The organism is Microcoleus sp. PH2017_28_MFU_U_A (genome assembly GCF_020738035.1).
Lineage (GTDB): Bacteria > Cyanobacteriota > Cyanobacteriia > Cyanobacteriales > Microcoleaceae > Microcoleus.
In genome coordinates this window covers 15238-32877 of the sequence record NZ_JAEQCX010000038.1, presented here as the reverse complement: position 1 = coordinate 32877, position 17640 = coordinate 15238, and the positions used below count along the sequence as shown (strand labels likewise).

At 42.8% G+C, this 17640-nt stretch carries 13 protein-coding genes and 1 tRNA gene; 7 read left to right on the top strand and 7 right to left on the bottom strand.

Annotated features, from left to right (window positions below; genetic code table 11):
• Nucleotides 1-163: 163 nt before the first annotated feature.
• On the top strand, nt 164-607 hold the full coding sequence (locus JGK14_RS07920; RefSeq protein ID WP_293324444.1) for a L,D-transpeptidase: 444 nt from the start codon (nt 164-166) through the stop codon (nt 605-607).
• Here JGK14_RS07920 and JGK14_RS07915 read toward each other — a convergent pair.
• From JGK14_RS07915 to JGK14_RS07900, 4 genes are all read right to left on the bottom strand, one after another.
• Complete coding sequence (locus JGK14_RS07915) at nt 604-1713, bottom strand: site-specific integrase (RefSeq protein WP_293324442.1); 1110 nt, start codon at nt 1711-1713, stop codon at nt 604-606. The genes JGK14_RS07920 and JGK14_RS07915 overlap by 4 nt on opposite strands.
• An 83-nt stretch (nt 1714-1796) precedes the next feature.
• A tRNA-Asp gene (locus JGK14_RS07910) sits at nt 1797-1870 on the bottom strand.
• A gap of 56 nt (nt 1871-1926) precedes the next feature.
• Nucleotides 1927-3054, bottom strand: a complete 1128-nt coding sequence (locus JGK14_RS07905; protein WP_325314929.1) for an esterase-like activity of phytase family protein — start codon at nt 3052-3054, stop codon at nt 1927-1929.
• Nucleotides 3055-3120: 66 nt separating this feature from the next.
• Nucleotides 3121-4932: a TM0106 family RecB-like putative nuclease gene (locus JGK14_RS07900; protein ID WP_293197295.1), complete on the bottom strand. Its 1812-nt coding sequence runs from the start codon at nt 4930-4932 to the stop codon at nt 3121-3123.
• 432 nt (nt 4933-5364) lie between these two features.
• Here JGK14_RS07900 and JGK14_RS07895 point away from each other — a divergent pair, with 432 nt between their 5' ends.
• The 4 genes from JGK14_RS07895 (at nt 5365) to JGK14_RS07880 (ending at nt 12706) form a co-directional block, all read left to right on the top strand.
• Nucleotides 5365-6588, top strand: a complete 1224-nt coding sequence (locus JGK14_RS07895; protein WP_325314928.1) for an aminotransferase class V-fold PLP-dependent enzyme — start codon at nt 5365-5367, stop codon at nt 6586-6588.
• 522 nt (nt 6589-7110) lie between these two features.
• Nucleotides 7111-7827, top strand: coding sequence for a hypothetical protein (locus JGK14_RS34010; RefSeq protein ID WP_442921439.1), 717 nt, complete (start codon nt 7111-7113; stop codon nt 7825-7827).
• A gap of 130 nt (nt 7828-7957) precedes the next feature.
• On the top strand, nt 7958-9292 hold the full coding sequence (locus JGK14_RS07885; protein WP_293324436.1) for a P-loop NTPase fold protein: 1335 nt from the start codon (nt 7958-7960) through the stop codon (nt 9290-9292).
• The gene (locus tag JGK14_RS07880) at nt 9293-12706 is read left to right on the top strand and encodes a CHAT domain-containing protein (RefSeq protein WP_293324434.1); all 3414 of its coding nucleotides are present in this window, start codon (nt 9293-9295) and stop codon (nt 12704-12706) included. It begins immediately after the preceding gene.
• A gap of 81 nt (nt 12707-12787) precedes the next feature.
• Here the strand turns inward: JGK14_RS07880 and JGK14_RS07875 are convergent, their stop codons facing one another.
• Nucleotides 12788-13186 carry a DUF433 domain-containing protein gene (locus tag JGK14_RS07875; RefSeq protein ID WP_293324432.1) on the bottom strand — a complete coding sequence of 133 codons (399 nt, stop codon included), beginning with the start codon at nt 13184-13186 and terminating at the stop codon, nt 12788-12790.
• A 327-nt stretch (nt 13187-13513) separates the two neighbouring features.
• Between JGK14_RS07875 and JGK14_RS07870 the strand changes: the two genes are divergently transcribed.
• Both JGK14_RS07870 and JGK14_RS07865 read left to right on the top strand, forming a co-directional pair.
• A complete protein-coding gene (locus tag JGK14_RS07870; protein WP_293324427.1) occupies nt 13514-13897 on the top strand; it encodes a hypothetical protein in 384 nt (127 codons plus the stop codon).
• A 10-nt stretch (nt 13898-13907) separates the two neighbouring features.
• Nucleotides 13908-15626 (top strand): caspase, EACC1-associated type, encoded by a 1719-nt coding sequence (locus JGK14_RS07865; RefSeq protein WP_325314927.1) that lies wholly within the window; start codon nt 13908-13910, stop codon nt 15624-15626.
• Between the two features lie 22 nt (nt 15627-15648).
• Here the strand turns inward: JGK14_RS07865 and JGK14_RS07860 are convergent, their stop codons facing one another.
• Together JGK14_RS07860 and JGK14_RS07855 are read right to left on the bottom strand one after the other, a co-directional pair.
• Entirely contained in the window at nt 15649-16692 is a 1044-nt protein-coding gene (locus JGK14_RS07860; protein ID WP_293324424.1) for a PP2C family serine/threonine-protein phosphatase, read from the bottom strand.
• A gap of 234 nt (nt 16693-16926) precedes the next feature.
• Complete coding sequence (locus tag JGK14_RS07855) at nt 16927-17604, bottom strand: vWA domain-containing protein (protein ID WP_293324423.1); 678 nt, start codon at nt 17602-17604, stop codon at nt 16927-16929.
• Between the last annotated feature and the right edge of the window lie 36 nt (nt 17605-17640).

Below are 17640 nucleotides of genomic sequence, written 5' to 3'. Positions count from 1 at the left end.
TTTGTATATGTCTTTGCGCTTTCGTTTCTTGTCTAGGACTGATAATTGTAATATTAGAGGCGCAGCCAATTCCACCAAGCTTAATTGAATTAATAATTACAATAATTGCCGTCATAGGAGCTTTCTTGGCTCCGTCACCCCTGCAAAAATAACGGAGTCTCACGTGAGCCATTCACTCGCCTTTACGATGCCGCTAACTGCGTCCAATGACCTGATTTACGGTAGCCTGAAATTGGTTTACCCCGACGGACAACATATTGACTACCTAGCAACTTCGGGTTGCCAGCAATGGCAGCAGCCGGGCGATGAATGGGCAAGGGGAAAAGGGCCGATTCCAGCAGGCTTTGACTACAGAATCCCCACAACTCCCTACTGGCTGCCGACACGAGGAATAGAAGGATTTTTCTTTCACATCACACCGGATCCAGTATCAAGCTTGGGTAATACCAGAAGTGAGCTAGGGATTCACTTCGATGCCAATGCGCCAGGAAGTGCTGGGTGCATCGTGCTCAAAAATTTCTCGGGATGGCAAAGATTTTGCGATCGCATGAAGACGATCGCCAAATCCGGCATCAAGTCAATTCCACTCTCGGTTAACTATAACTAAGGCAATTGTGGCTGATTTATAACGTGGCCGTAGTGCTGAAGGATCATTTTACCGTCGCGATGCCCAGCAATTTGAGCAACTTGTGGCACCGACAAGCCACTTTCAAGGGCTTGACTCAGAAGAGTGTGTCGCGTAGCGTAGGGCTTTCTGTAAGGAATATCCAAAAACAATAATGTGGGTATCCAACATTGAGAACGAAAATTGCCATGATCTATAATTTGCCCCTTGGGGCTTTTAAAAATTAGACCACAAGCATTCTCGGTAATTATTGAGCTAAAAAGAACAAAGACACGATCGGACATCTTCAAAGTGCGGACAGATTCTTTGGTCTTGGGAGATTTACAAATTTTCTGGTATTTCCCCCGCTGCCGAGACACCGACTGCCTGATAAAAATCAGGCGCTTTTCTAAATCAACACTGTCCCAGGTCAACCCGACAGCTTCCCCAGTCCTCACTCCCGAAAAAAGTAAAAATCGCACAAACGGTGCGTAAGTGATATAGACCCGATCAACATGATCTAATATTTTTTCGATTTCAGCGTCTAACAATGGCGCTTTTTTCTTGTCCGATCGCCGTCGTTCATCTTCTGTGGTAATGCGGGAGCGAACTTTCTTCAAGGGATTATCCACTGGCTCAATAAAGCCTTCTTCTAGGGCCCACAGCAGGCACGATCGCAGCATCGATAATCGGCGGTTAAAGGTACTGGCAGCTAGCTTGCTAAATTGAAGCCATTCAATATTATCGAGCGAGGGATTTTTTGCCTTGACAAGCATAGCTCGTACACAGGCATAATGGTCGGCTGCGGTAGAATTTGGCAGATCAAGGGAGAAAACCCACTTGTCCCAAATGTCGAGCCATTTTAACTTCCGTCCTCCTTTGGCTAGCGGAATTTCAGCGCTACTTTTATGTCGATACTTTTCTAATGACGAATCAAAATGTCCAGCAAGAACATCATTCTCAATTCTTGTAGCAATAGCTGCGACTAATTGCCGATCGCGCTTGTTTTCCCACTTCCCCCCTTTTAAAGGGGCGAAGGAAAATGGAACACCTTCAACCGTGAATTGCAGGCGGATACCTTGTCTATCTTTTGATGGCTTAATATTCATTTTTAGCGGAATTCCAGCGCAAATTTAAGTTGCGGTAGATCCTACTAATCTATCAAACTGCTGGGATTCCTACCAGCTATGAACGGGACAGACGGGGCTCGAACCCGCAACTTCCGCCGTGACAGGGCGGTGCTCTAACCAATTGAACTACTGTCCCTCGTTTTGCCTTTGTTTCAGGCACAATTTCTATTATGCAGATAACTGCACCGTTTGTCAAGAGGTTTTTTGAACTTTTATTTGGAAGCCCAAAATTTGAGTCTCTTGCAGGGGACTGAAGTTGTTGTCGCTTACCAAAATCAGGCCTCTGGTACCATCGGCTAAATCGGGGCCAAATGTCAAGCCCTCAATGTTGTCTAGGGGAATTTTCAGAGTTTCCAAATCCAGCAGCAGCCGTTTTTGGGCGGGGGAAACCTCGCTGATACGGGTTTTGAGGCTTGGGAGTGCTTCAATGCGATCGGCTTTTTCCAAAGAAATCTCAAAAATTCTGATCGTCGTGCCGGTTTCCAGGGAGAAAGCGCGCTCTAAACTGATCAAGCGCTTGTCGTCGATCGCCAATAAATCCACTAAACCGTTGCTAGTTAATTTTCCCACAGGATTGGCACCAGGGGGTAGCGGTTCCGTGATGTAGGCAAAGGAGGCATCTGGATTGCCACTCGCAGCATCGTACCGCAAAATCCGGCACGGGCTGCCTTTTTCTAGGGAAGTTACGGCGCCATCTTGAACTGTAGCGTTTTCGGTGGCGGTGAATAAGTATTTGCGATCGGCAGTTAGAGTCAAGTTTTCAAAGGCGAGATTGTTGCGGATGCCTTTAGTACCTTTGGCATCGGGCAAAAATAGGTCAGGAATTGGTAGCGTTTTGAGCAGTTTACCATCCAGGGAGAATTCTTTGATGAAAGGAGCGATTTGGCGATCGACATCTCCCTCAGAAGAAACAAACACGCTTTTGCCAGTAAAAGTTATCCCTTCGGGATCTAAACTGAATTCGGGAAAACTTTTACCGTTTTCATCTAATAAAGTCGTCACACCAGTAAATTCAATATTGTCTTTCTCCAGCTTACCAGATGCCAAGTTAATTTTCAGAGAATAGAAGCGCGCCGGAGCCTTGCTGCTGCGGTCATCAGAAATAGCATAATAAACTTGTTTCTCCGCATCATAGGTAATTCCCGAAAGTCCGCCAATTTCTGTCCCCCCAAAGGGAGAACCTGTTGGAAATATTGCCCTACCGATAAAATCTATTTTGGTAACAGCGAAAGATTGGGCCGAAAGATTGACAAAAATAGCAACAGTTGCTGCCATCAAAAAACAGGCAATAAATATAAGTATTTTCCCTAAATTGTGCATCTTACTATCTTCTTATCTTTCTTGCTTCGCGGCCTTTGCGTCTTCGCGGTTCGTTCAATCAGAAAATTACTGTTTCTGACTCAACAAAAAATTAGTCAACCAATCTTTAACGATGTAAGTAGCGCGACAGTCGTCCTCATTGTAGCGGACGATCGCCTCCAAGAGATCGCGATCGCCCGTTTTGAGCCAATCATCGTACCAACAGACACACTGAGCACCGTTAGCCTTAGCATCGCGCCAGTCAAAACCCAACCAGCGCGCAATGGGTTTGAGTGCGTAACTTTCCACCGGCATAATCGCTTGCTGCGTCACTTGCTTGTGAATATCCACAAACCTTTTCAGCACAGGCTTCCACAAGTAAGCTGGAGTGTTGTAAAGTTTAGCCAGTCGCTTAAAAGTCTTGACTTCGTAGTCACAAAAGTGGAAAATCGGAGCAATGGGATAAGCCCACATTAGTTCTAAAAATTGCTCCCAGATTGCACCTTCCTCAGCCGGTGATTCTGCAAGGAAGCCGTGGAATTTTTCAGTGTTGTTGTACCTGTCAACAACTAATACTCCGTGGAGATAATCTAAATTTAACTCCGGTTCGGCTTCAATATCAAAGTATAGTTCAATTGGTGCGATCGGCAAAAAGACAGATTGTGAATAAGGAATTGGTTTTTTGCGGAGAATCGGCGCAGGTATAGAAGGTGCAGCAGATTTATTTTCTGTAATCTTTACGGACTCAATTTTAGCTATTACTAAACTATTCCCTGCAACTTCTGGTATTCTGATAAACTGATTAACCGCTGTCGTTGCCGAACCTCTATCTTTAACATCCGTTAAATCCGTTACATAATCCGCTGCCGAACTTCCTTCTTTGACATCCGTTAAATCCGTTACAAAATCCGTTGCCGAACTTCCTGCTTCTCGCACAAACGGTTGATTTAACAAAGTCGATCGCGCTTGTTGCACCACATCGACAGCCACTCCCGCCACAAACTCAGGATAACTCGCTAATAAATCGGAATTAGCATTAGCCAAAGATGCTAAATCAGTCAATCCTAGAACTTTTAATATAGCATATCGCTTAGCCGTAACTCCCGGCAATAGCGAAAGATGTTTAATCGATTCGGCTTCCTCGTGACAAGCCGTATACCAACCGCAAAGAGTACACTTTTGCCGAGAAATGAAAACCTCCGGTTTCTGCCGATTTTCTAACATCTCAATGCACTCATCCAAAATCTGGAACATTTGAGGCATTCGCTGGTAGAGATTCACCGCCCAAAGCCCTTTTGTCCGCAGCATCAGCCACGCAGTTTCGGGCATTGTTCCCTGCATGGAAGCTAAGACTTTCGCATGAAAAGCAGCAATAATTTGATAGTCTAGTTTTGGTTTTTTACTTAACCACATATCGGCTGTCGCATAACTCCAATTACCAAAATTGGAATCTCCAGGCTGTTTGATTAATAAGTGCGGGCGACTGACGAGAGTGATTTCGGAAGAGTGCAGGATTGAGGAGGAAAGATGCACTGAAGTTTCGGGAATCTCGCCAATGTCTGGCAAATATTGACCGTCAATCCCTGATATAGAAGCTGTTTCACCATTGGTTTTACCTAATTCATCTTGGCAAAGGACTCCTCGATAAATGCGATCGACTCCTTGCTGCATTAAACTCAAAGTAGCCGCCGCACCAGCCGCCCAATCCCCTCTAGGATAATATGGTTGTTCGTAGGTTTCGGATTCTAAAGTTTGCTGCTGGTATGTCGAGCTATCTCGCATCAATTTTAGCAAAAAGTCACTTGGTGGATCTTGTTGTTTCCAATCTCCCAATATATCTAAAAATGCTCGGAGATTACATCGTTGATAGGAAAGTAGTAGTTTGTCAGTTATTAACATTTAGTGTTTACAGAAGGTTCGTCAACGGATTGTGTCACGGATGTCACGGATGTAAAAGATAGAAGGTTTGGCAATCGATTATATAACGGATGTAACAGATGTCATGGATGTAAAAGATAGAAGTAAGAAGGCTTTTTGAGAGAAGTTTTTGACATTAATATTTATTCAATCTGTCATGCCGCACACACAGTCCATATATAGTATTTTGTAGAGGCAATCCCCGTAGTTGCGTATTCCTAGGGTTATTGTGTAACAATACTTCGGACAGTTTTTCTATGGCCCAATGACTTCATGTCCACCCCTGACTTGCATTTAATTCGACTTTTTCATGATCCTTAGCCTGTAAAGCTTGTAGTATCGTTCCAAGAACTGTCCGGAGTATTGGTGTAAGTTCTATCAATATTAACGTTATCAATTAATTCCCCAGAAAAAATGACAAAGGACAAACACCGGCAACAATTTCCAGCTTTGGCCAATAAAGCTTATTTTAACTACGGCGGACAAGGGCCGTTGCCTGAGACTGCTTTAGAGGCGATTTATGGGGCCTATAAGCGGGTGCAGCTTGGGGGGCCGTTTTCGGGGGAAATCGGTGCTTGGGTGGCTCAGGAGGCGATGCTGACGCGACGTGCGATCGCAAACGAGTTAGCCGTCCCTCCCGAAACGATCGCCCTGACTGAAGATGTCACCGTCGGCTGCAATATTGCTCTGTGGGGCATTGATTGGCATCCTGGCGACCATTTATTGCTCTCTGACTGCGAACATCCGGGCATTGTAGCTAGTGTAATGGAACTTCAGCGCCGTTTCAACCTTGAGGTTTCGGTTTGTCCGTTGGCGGCTACTTTGAATCAGGGCGATGCGGTGGCGGTAATTGCTGATTATTTGCAGCCGAATACTCGTTTGTTGGTAATCAGTCACATCTTGTGGAATACTGGCCAAGTTTTGCCTCTGACTGAGATTGTGAAAGTGTGCCATGAAGGCTATGAACCCCCCCTAACCCCCCCTTGGCAAGGGGGGGGACAAGAAGATTTGCCTGTGCAGAATCACAAAGTCAGAGTATTAGTTGATGCGGCTCAATCTGTGGGAGTTTTGCCTTTGAATTTGATTGAGTCGGGAGTTGATTTTTATGCTTTCACGGGTCATAAATGGTGGTGCGGCCCGGAAGGTTTGGGTGGACTCTATGTAAGTGCAGAAGCTTTGGCAGATTTGCAGCCGGTGTTTATCGGTTGGCGGGGAATTGTGACGGATGCTAATGCTAAACCGATTGGCTTTAAACCGGGAACTCAACGTTACGAAATTGCGACTTCGGCTTATCCTTTGTATGCGGGTTTGCGAAGTGCGATCGCCCTGCAACATGAATGGGGTCCGATCGAGGAAAGGTATGCAGAAATTTGCCGTTTGAGCAAGTATCTCTGGGAACGTTTGTCGGAAATTAGCCATGTAGAATGTTTGCGGACTTCGGCACCGGAAGCGGGTTTGGTTTCGTTTCGATTGACTAACGGGATGCCGCATAAAAAGCTTGTCGATTTGTTGGAGAAGCAGGGAATTATGGTGCGGACAATTCTGAATCCTGATTGCGTGCGGGCTTGCGTTCACTATTTTACCACTGAGGCAGAGATTGATAAGTTGGTTGGGGCGATCGCCATTCAATTAGTATAGCCGGAGTGGGTTTATTTATACTCCTGGATGCACGGGTAGTCAGAAACCGGGTTTTTCGAGAATACTTGGTTATAGCCCTTGAACCGCGCAAAAAACCCGGTTTCTTTGGTCGAAGTGCGTAAGTCGCGTTACACTTAATAAAAAGGAGAATATTCTGGCAAGAAACAGCGAGTATTATATACCAGAATTCTCTCTGATACAACAAACAATACAGGGAGAGGATATCCCCTTACCAGATCCACTAGCAGAAGGACAACCCCATACAACACTTGGAAAAAGAGATGGAAGCGATCGCATTTGTTACCGCCAGTCAGCAACCTTTCCCTCATCAACTTGGCCGAAAGCTAATGGCTATAATGTACCTTGGGGTAGAGTCGATTGGACGGATCACGATCGCCCATTCGATCATCCCAACCCGCATATCCACGAATTCCGCTACAATTGGGAACAGAAAAGATGGGAATCTGGATTGCAACAATTTTGGTGGTATCCCAGAGATGTTGATTAACTAAAGGAGAAATTATGGATGCCTGTTTTGAAATATTACTTTCGACAAGACAGACTCTTGAGTATTTAGAATGTCATCAGGAAACTTTTACTTGGGGTGGTGTAGAATATCCCCAAGGTGAAAAGTGTTACCTTTGGGGCAAATATATAAAATTAGTAGAGCGGGAAATTCCGCCCCATATAATCAAGCGCTTACCCGCCGCTTATGGAAGTATGCAATGGCTTAATTTTTCGCTGCAAGGGAAAGGATTAGACTTGCTAGAATCCGAGGTGAATGGTTCTGAGATAGATTGGGAAGGCAAAACTTTTGATGAATTTCTCAAGTTGATTCTGACTGAGCAACCTCAATGGGTGGTGATATTTGAATGGCACTGCGATCGCATAGATAGTCTATATCAACAGAATGTTAGTGAGTGCATCGATCGGATTAAAAATAACTTGAAATGGGACAATAATAGAGAGGGATTTCTCGTACTACCTGTACCGGAAAATGAGGTTGGCTTATCTGCGATCGCTACTGAGTGGGAGTTTGCGGAAATCTGGGCTGATACTCTGATCTCTCCTCCTTATATCCTGATGTTAGTTAAGGAAAGATCGGGGATATTTTGCATTTATAATCCGGCACAAAACTATAAAGTTATTTTTTCTAGTGACAATTACGAAGCTGCTAAAATGTGGCTGCTAGAGGATGAATATGAGCGTTTGAATAGTCGCATTTTACAAGAAGTATAAAGAGATTTAACTAAAATGTTGCCGATCGACTCAAGTGGGACTTACGTCCAAGGGCAGAATTAGCAGTAGAGGGGTGAGATTACAGGGCATTGTGCTAAACTAAGAGTTGGAGTGCATATATATATTCCCTATGACTAACCAGCGCCTAGCATCCTTCCAAACAGCCTTCCAGAATCTTCAGTTACTTCCTTTAGTCACCGTAGAGCAACTGAATAAATTTCATGTGGAATATGGCACTGAGATTTTAGAAGAATTGGAGCATTTGGTTGAAGATTGCTCGCCAGACAATAACAAAATTATTTTTACAGGACATCGTGGGTCAGGTAAATCGACTTTGCTGGGTCAGTTTTGCCGGGACACGCAGAATCGATACTTTGTAGTGTTCTTTTCAATTTCTGACCTGATTGAAATGTCAGATGTGAATCATGTCAACATTTTGTTTGCTATGGCAGTAAAGCTGATGGAAGCAGCAGAAGAACGCCAGATTAAAATCGGTTCTAAAACAAAAGAAGATTTTTATAAATGGTTTAGCAAGCATACTCGAACTGAGGGAAGTTCATTTGAGTCGATCATTGAGAAAGAAGCGAGTGGAGAAGCTGGTGTCAATGCTTGGTTTGTGAAATTCTTTTCTAAGTTAAAAGCGACGTTGAAGGCAAACTCTGTAATTCGTGAGGACATTACGACTGAGTTTTCGAGACGAATTTCAGAGTTGATCGATCGCATCAACGATATCGCTAGTGCGATTGAAGCGGCGTGCGGACAAGAAGTTCTGGTTGTGATTGATGACCTTGATAAACTCGATCTAGAAATTGTAGATAAAGTTTATCGAAATAATATCAGTGCGTTGTTTCAGCCTCAATTTCGGATTATTTATACAATTCCAATGGCAGCGACACGAGATATGTCGTTGCGAGGAATTATTCAGAATGCCACAAACAATAAGATTCAATCGATGTGGGCGACAAAGTTGTTTCCGCGTGGACAAGATAGAGTTCCCAATGCCTCTCCTGTCGCAGAAGCTGTAAAAGTATTTGAGCAAATTCTTTACAAACGAATCCCCAAGGAGTTGATTGCACCGGAAGCAACTCAGATGATGATCGTTAAAAGTGGTGGTGCATTGCGAGAATTTATTCGTTTGGCTAGTCTGTGCTGTGGGTTATGTTTGAAGCAGTTACGTCGCACACCAGACAACCAAGACTTGAAAATTACGCCTGAGATTTTGCAAAATGCGATTAAAGACTATCGGATTAATTTAACAGAACCTCTTGGACAAAACCGCTATCAAATTCTAGTGGATGTATACCAAAAATATTTACCCAAAGATGGGATGGATCAGGATTTCTTGGATTTATTGCACACGCTCTACATCCTAGAATATCGCAATGATGATTTGTGGTTTGGAGTTCATCCAGTGGTTCAGGAAATATTGCAGCGCCGTGGTTTAATTGGAGCGGGGACTAATTAAATGGTTGACAGTGAAATCGTGGACGATGAATCACTCAATGAGGATAGTTACGATGGTCTTGTCTCTTTAATTGAAGCAAGTAAAGGTGTATTGTCATTGTTGATTGTTTCCTGTCAACCGGGAGATTTTCAAACCCAGATGATTAATCGTTATGAAGCCGAACTTGCTCCGAATATCCCCTGTTATCGCGTGGTGTTGAATCAACAAGAACCGAGTCTCAGGGCTGCATTGGAGCAACTTGTCGAAGATTACCCACAGTTAAAAGAACCCCACGCATCAGCCGCAATTACTGTAACAGGAACGGAGGCTTTGATGGGGTTTGTGTCACAAGCTGATTCTAACCATCGGTCGGAGTTAAGCCGTTTTTTTGGTTATTTGCAATGGACACGAGAGGCGTTGCGAGAGTTTCCTTATCCCATTGTAATTTGGGTTGCGCCGAATATTTTGAGTCGTTTGAGTTTGGAAGCGCCGGATTTTTGGAGTTGGCGGAGTGGCGTATTTCGCTTTGTAGCACCGACGGTGGAAGCAACGGGTGTGATTAACAGGAATGGGGAAATTTTTCTGCTGATTGAGCCTGAGAAAAGACCGACTTTACCCCTAGATGAACTGTTAGAACAAGTAGAAAATCTAGAGCAACAAACTCTGGAAACTCCTGCATTAGCAACCCTATACAATCGAGTTGCTAATGCTTATGCAAACCGGGTAAACACGCGCCAACATGAGGATTATTCACAGGAGATCGATCGGGCAATTCATTTCTTTGAGAAGTCACTTGTTTTGCAAAGAGAATTGAACTTCCGCCTGGCGGAATCTGACACTTTGTTACAGTTAGGTGATATTTACCGTGACTTAGGATTGTGGGAACGGGTATTCGATCTATATGAGCAGTCTTTAGCAATTGCTAGGAATTTCAAAGATAGCCTACGAGAGGCGGCTGCTTTGGGGCGACTGGGGAATCTTTACCAACAATATCCTCTAGGCGATCGTGCGAATAATTTGGAAGGGGCGATCGCATTTTACACTGCTGCATTAATCGTCTACACCCGCGATGCCTTTCCCGAAGATTGGGCGATGACGCAAAATAATCTAGCAGTAGCCTACAGTCATAGAATCAAGGGTGAGAAAGCTGAGAATATCGAACAGTCGATGGAGTGTTATCAGAGTGCATTATGCGTCTACACCCGCGATACCTTTCCCGAGCAATGGGCGATGACGCAAAATAATCTGGCAATTGCCTACAGTAACAGAATCAGGGGAGATAGGGCTGATAATATCGAAATGGCGATCGCATCTTACAATGCTGCATTAACCGTCTACAGCCGCGATACCTTTCCCGAAAAATGGGCGATGACGCAAAATAATCTGGGAAATGCCTACAGTAACAGAATCATGGGAGAGAAAGCACAGAATATCGAAATGGCGATCGTATCTTACAATGCTGCATTATCCGTCCTCACCCGTGAGTCTTTTCCCGAATATTGGGCAAATACGCAAATAAATCTGGCAAATGCCTACCGTAACAAAATCAGGGGAGATAAAGCTGATAATCTAGAAAAAGCGATCGGATTTTACACCGTTGCACTCGAAGTCATCACCCGCCAAGCATTTCCCCAAAACCATGCTGAAACCTTATTAAATTTGGGGCTTGCCTATCGAGATGTTCCTAACCTACAGTTAGCTTATAATACCTTTGCTGATGCGATTAATAATGTTGAGATTTTGCGAGATGAGATTCATTCTGGAGATGAAAGTAAACAGAAATTAGCCGAAGAATGGAATAAACTCTACCAAAATATGGTAGAAGTTTGCATAGAACTAAAAAACTACACCGCAGCCATAGAATACGCCGAACGCAGCAAAGCCCGCAACTTAGTAGAACTCCTCGCCACCCGCGACTTATATCCCAAAGGCGATATTCCCGAAACAGTTATCAACGAACTCTCGCGCCTGCGTCGAGAAATTGATGCCGAACAGCGCCGACTAGACAACCAACAGACAAATCGTAACAGCAACGGTGGCACAATATCGGGAGAACGCAGCCTCCAAATCGACAGCCTACCCACTAGCCGCGATTTTACTCATCTCACCAAACTGCGTAAACAACTCGATGAATTGATTGCTCGTGAAATTACACCGATCGATCCTCACTTCAGCCTAACCCAAAAAGTTAAGCCCATCCTCTACAAAGACATTCAAACTCTGACAGGTGAAAACACCGCTATTCTTGAGTGGTACATTACAGGCGACAAATTTTTCACTTTCATCATCACCCCGCAAACTTCAACACCCATCATCTGGCAATCTTCAACAGCAAACTTTGAAACCTTGGTAAATTGGTATGACGAGTATAGGAAAGATTACGAAGAGAGTAAACCACCAGAAAGAAAACCCCAATGGAAGCAAAAACTAGCCTCTCGCTTCCAAAACCTAGCTGAGATTTTGCAGCTAGATCGGATTTTAGAGAATATTCCGAAACAGTGCGATCGATTAATTTTAATTCCCCATCGCTTCCTGCATCTTTTCCCCCTTCATGCGTTGCCAATCTCCCACGAAAGGGATTTTAAAAGCGGATACACCGATGAAATCGATTCTTCTATCACTGTATCCCTGTCCAAATCAGAGTCGTGCCTTCTCGACTTATTCCCTGGTGGAGTCAGCTATGCCCCCAGTTGCCTACTGCTGCAACAGGTGAAACAGCGACAACGCCCTAATTTCTCTCACCTGTTCGCGATTGCCAATCCTACCAAAGACCTCTATTTACTTGAACTGCAAGCCACTAACATCTGTCACCAATTCCAATCTAATGATTTGTTGGTAAGAGATAATGCCAACAAGAACGCAATTCTAAACTCGCATCTCAGACTTGCCAACTGTATCCATTTCGCCTGTCACAGCAAGTTTGAGCCTGACTCGCCTTTGGAATCATTCCTGGTGTTGGCAAATAACGAACGTTTGACACTGCTGGAAATCTTGAATCTTGACCTAAATCAATGTCGTCTTGTCACCCTCTGCGCCTCCGAAACTGGATTGACAGAATCCAAAACTAGCGATGAATATATCGGTTTACCTTTTGGCTTTCTCTTGGCAGGTAGCCCTAGTATCGTCAGTACCCTTTGGGAGGTAGATCAACTCGCCAGCACTTTATTACTGATGCGGTTCTATGAAAACTTAGAAACTCTGTCAACGGTTACTGCTCTCAATGAGGCACAGCAATGGATGCGGAATCTGACCTCAGAGGGGCTGAAAATCTTATTAAAAGACCTCGAACCTCAAATCGACCAAGTATTCGATAGATTGACCCTAAAAGAACGCACACGCTTTGTTTATGCTCTTCTACATAGCGCACTGAACCGCAAGCCCTTTCCCTTTGCTGAACCTTATTATTGGGCTGCCTTCACCGCCATTGGCGTTTGACAATTCTTACAAAACTCATCCAGATTTTTTTAGCTTTGCAAAGCTTTAATAGAAGTATCAGCATCCAGATGCAATAGCGGTTTAGACATTGGCAGCTTCGATAATTTGCTCGGCGGCAATAGATGCGTCTATTTCCTGAGAATGTGCCGCATAAAAAGCCAGAACTTCGTTCACTTGAGCTTCACTTAAGTCATATTCAGTCGCAATTTGGTTTGGAGATAAACCCCATTTCTGGGCTGCGATGACTACTGTTTGCACCCGCAACCGAGTACCGCGCAAAACGGGCGCGAGTTCGCCGCTAGCGCCGCGCACATAGGTGATTTGAGGGAATACAGCATCGTCATTCCGCTGGTTGAGGGTAGCAACTTTTTCGGCTACAGCCCAGAGAATAAACTGATCGAAGGAAATGCCTTGGAGTGTCGCCAATTTTTCAGCTTCTTGCTGTAGCTGAACGGGTAAGTTTAATGTGTAGGATGTCATTGATATCGTATTAGTTGGTTAATAGGATTCTAGATTGCGTGGTAGTATAGTCTAAGGCTATGTTTGGGGGCGATCGCCATTCAATTAGTATAGCCACGGCGGGTTTATCTATAGTCCTGAACGCACGAGCGATCGCAAACCGGGTTTTTTGTGAGAATACTTTGTTTCCGACTGGAACTTCCTATGGTATCATGTTGGCAGCGTTCCAAAATAGCAGTCCTTTTATAAAAAAGGCTAAAATCGTTGTAATATATGGATTCCAACTGCTACTTTGCGGTTGGTGCAAGGTTCGCTATATCTATGCAACCAATAGGAAAACTAAATTCCATGTCAAATATTCAAGTGAAGATCACCCTTTTAGATGAGCGTCTGGAAGATGGGGAACTACAAGAAATAACAGAAAATCTCCTCCAAGATATTAAGCAAGAGATTGAAGTTGAATCTGCTGGCCTTGTACCTGTAGAAGATTTGCCAAAAGACGCAAAATCTATTGGGGGGTTTTTATTGGGGATGTTGATGGCTGAAGTCAACGCAGCAAATATTAAATCCTTGTTCAGGTTTTTGAGCGATCGCCTATTACGCCTATTAGGGTTAGGGAAAACCATTGAAATCGAAGTTACGGCTAATGGTAAAACTCTCAAGGTGAAAGCCAGTAGTATAGTTGAATTGAACGAAGCGCTAAAAGTCGCTCAGGAATTTATTGGAGAATAAGGAGTCAAATATGGCGAAGAAGGTAGCATTACTGGTTGGGGTCAGCAATTATCAACAAGGGCTATCAGCCTTGCCTAGTGCTACCAAGGATGCTAAGGCAATAAAGCAAGTATTGCAGCATCCAGATATAGGGGGTTTTGTTGAAACTGATATTACCTCGGTACTAAATCAGCCTCAAAACAGGATTGAAGATGCTATATATAGGCTCTTCAATAACTGTAGTTCGGATGACTTGGTACTGTTTTACTTTTCCGGTCATGGTGTGAAGGATGAAAAGGGTAATCTTTACATTGCTACACCTACTACGCGCACAGATCAGAATAAAAGAGTGCTACCTTATACCGCTATCTCCGCCAGTTTTGTTAAAGACCAAATGACCGCTAGCCCATCTAGGCGACAGGTAGTGATTTTAGACTGTTGTTTTAGTGGGGCTTTTGCTAAGGGATTGACATTGGGTAATAAATCATGGGCAGTTCTTACGTCTAGCGATACTGTTGAATACTCTTATGCTCCCGAGCCTTCTGAACTCTCAATTTACACCCGTTATTTGGTTGAAGGTATCAAAACAGGAGTTGGAGATTTAAATAATGATGGCAATATTTCGGTAGATGAATTGTATGAATATACAAAAAAGAAGGTAAAAGAAATTTCTCCTAAAATGAATCCTCTGTTAGACAATGGCAGAGCAGGTTATAAGATTGTTTTGGCTAAGTCTCTTCAAGATGATCCAAAGCTAAAATATCGTAAAGAAGCTGAGAGAATAGCTAGTCAAGAAGAGAAAGATTTTACTTCTTTAAATATTATTTATGAGGGAAGCATTACTGATAATTCAAATCGTACTTTTCTAGATGTTTTACAGAAAAGTCTAAATTTAACAAACGAAGATGCCAAAACAATTGAAACAGAAGTTTTAGCACCTTTCCGCTTGCGAAAAGATAAATTAAAGAATTACAGCAAAGTTTTTGCAGAGGCTATAAAACAGAGTAATCCACTAAGTCAAGGTAATCGTCAAAATCTGAAGGTTTTACAACAAGTTCTTAACCTTATAGATGAAGATGTCGAACAAATTGAAAAACGAGTTTTAGATTCTTTACAAACTCCACCAATTACCAATCAGCCACCAACAACAACAATTGAAGACATTATAGGAGCCAATCTGCCTCAAACTCCTGAATCAACGAGGCCGAATAAGACACAAGCAGCTTCTAATCCATCATCTGGAAACAAAAATCTAGGTACAAGTAAACCTTCAGAAAACGTATCAACAGTAAAATATCCCATCAACTCTAAATATACTCAACTACGCGACTTACTAGCAGCAAAGAAATGGAAAGAAGCTGATAAAGAAACAGCTAACGTCATGCTCGAAGCTTATAGCAGAGAATCTTCAGGCTATCTATCTGCTGAGGATAATATCAAAAAATTACCAACTGAAGTTTTACAAACAATTAATCAACTTTGGGTTAAACATAGTGGAGGACACTTTGGTTTTAGCATTCAAAAGGAAATTTACCTGGAAGTGAGCAAGGACTATGATAAGCTGGGCGATCGCCTGGGATGGAAAAAAGAAGGAAAATGGTTGCACTGGCGAGAATTAAACTTTAGCAAACAAGCGCCGAAAGGACATCTTCCTAGCGGTATATGTCCTTTGGGTACTGTTGAAGGATTGATCTGGGATGGGTATAATGTAACTCAGGTTCTTCTCAATCGCAATGACTTGTCAAGTTAAACCTCCAATGCTTCAATTTTGGTTACTTCGACTGTGCCAAAAGAGCAATTCCTCTATCATCAAAACCCTTCGGAGATGCCCAAACTGTCTCATCTTCTAAAAATTCACGTAAGCTATCATTATCCAAACTGCCTCCTCTCGTTTGTGCAAAAAAGTTACTTAACTCACCTGCTATTTTAGAATCATGTGTAGTCACTAGAGTTTCTCCTGCACCATCTGTAAATGCAGCAATACCCGTCACATTTTCGGCAGATAAAAAACCGTAAGAGATTGCTTTGTCGTTCAAGCTTTCGCTAAGAAATGTGGTTTGATTTGCAAATTCTCCTTTTCCTAAAGAACCGAGTAACTCAAGCTTATTATCCTTTTCGACTACAATAAAGCCATCCCCGACTTTCAGCCAAAATATATAAAATTTGCCTGACACAGCCATTAGTAACGTACACTTCAAATCTTCTACCGAGCAATCTTCGGTATTTGCAAGTTTTCGTAATCCTTCAACTGCATATTTGACAAACTTATAAGCATACTCTTTTCCTCGATCGCTGTCATTGCAATTAATTATTTGCTCTTGGTCTAATATTTCTCCATGAGTAGCTTGTTTTGAATTTATAAATCCAGCCAACTCCTCAACAACAGACTTAGAACCCAAGTGAGATAATCTTGCACAGCCAGCACCATCTGCCACAAAAATCGCTGCCCGTGGCGTTGATACAACTTTTGCGGCATCTTGACATTCTATTTGTGGATGCGATTGAAGGTGAGAACGACCAACGGTAGTAGCACAAATAGCTTGCCACTTTTTTCGGGAATTTTTATTTTGTTTTCTAGAGCTAATTTCTTTTATAAGTGCATCAGGAACTGCATCATTTCCCAATTTACTCTGCTGGTTTTTCAGTTTCGTTAACCTAATATAGAAATTGTCATCCTGCTTGGCAGAAATAGCATCATTGAGTGCTTCTCTGCTATCAGGATACTTTCTTTGCAGTTCATTAAATTCTTCAACTGTTAAACCTATGCTCTTTTCTTTGCTTGCTTTTTTTGCTGCTTTAGGTTTTTTCTTGTTCATAACTTAGGACTCCATTTTTTATGAAAGAACTGCAATAAATATAGACTTGTAATCTCTACATTTATTTTGTTTCGATTATATAGCAATCCTAAAAGATTTTCTTGCATTATACGCGATCGAGATGCTCACACTGCAAGGATTATGGTCTCGATCGATTTTGCGACTGATTTAGGACTGCTATATTTTGCAAGCAATGAGCATTCAAGAATGCTCAATTGAGAATGAATTAAATTTTTAAAGTATAATGCTATCCCAACCTTTGGTAGATGGTAATTCAAAACCAGTTCCAGGAGTGGAAACACTTACTTTCGCCATACTTTGAGCAAGCCACTGGAAGAATTCCCTGAATTTATACTCAGCTAATTTTTTGGGTGGACGATTGGCAGGACAAAACTCACCAAGTTTATTCAAATTGCAGTAGTCGCCGATGCCAATTCCAAACACTAGCATTTTACTATCTTCAGCGAGTTCACGAAGTAGAGCCGCAGCCTTAGAATATTCATCGGTTGGCTCACCATCGGTCATTAGTATGATCCAAGGTTGATAGTAGGGAACACCACGTTTTTGGTACTGTTTTTTACGTACTTCTAAAACTTCAATTGCTTTGGAAACAGCTTCCCCCATTGGCGTTCTTCCCATAGCCGAAAATTCAGGTACATTAATTCCCAAAATCGATTGGATCGGGGTAACTTCATCCACCGTACTACCAAAAGTAATGATTCCTACCTCCACAGCAAATCGTGCAAAATCATCTTGATAAACTTCTTGGATAAACTGATTTACACCTTGATTGAGTAAACTAATTGGATCGCCTGACATACTACCACTGACATCCAAAACCAACATACACGGACAACGAGGCGTTGGATTTTCAATTAAATCATAGTCTTGGTTCTTGAGCTTAATCTTCATATTTCTTTCCAAGTCAACTAATTACTAATGAAACAC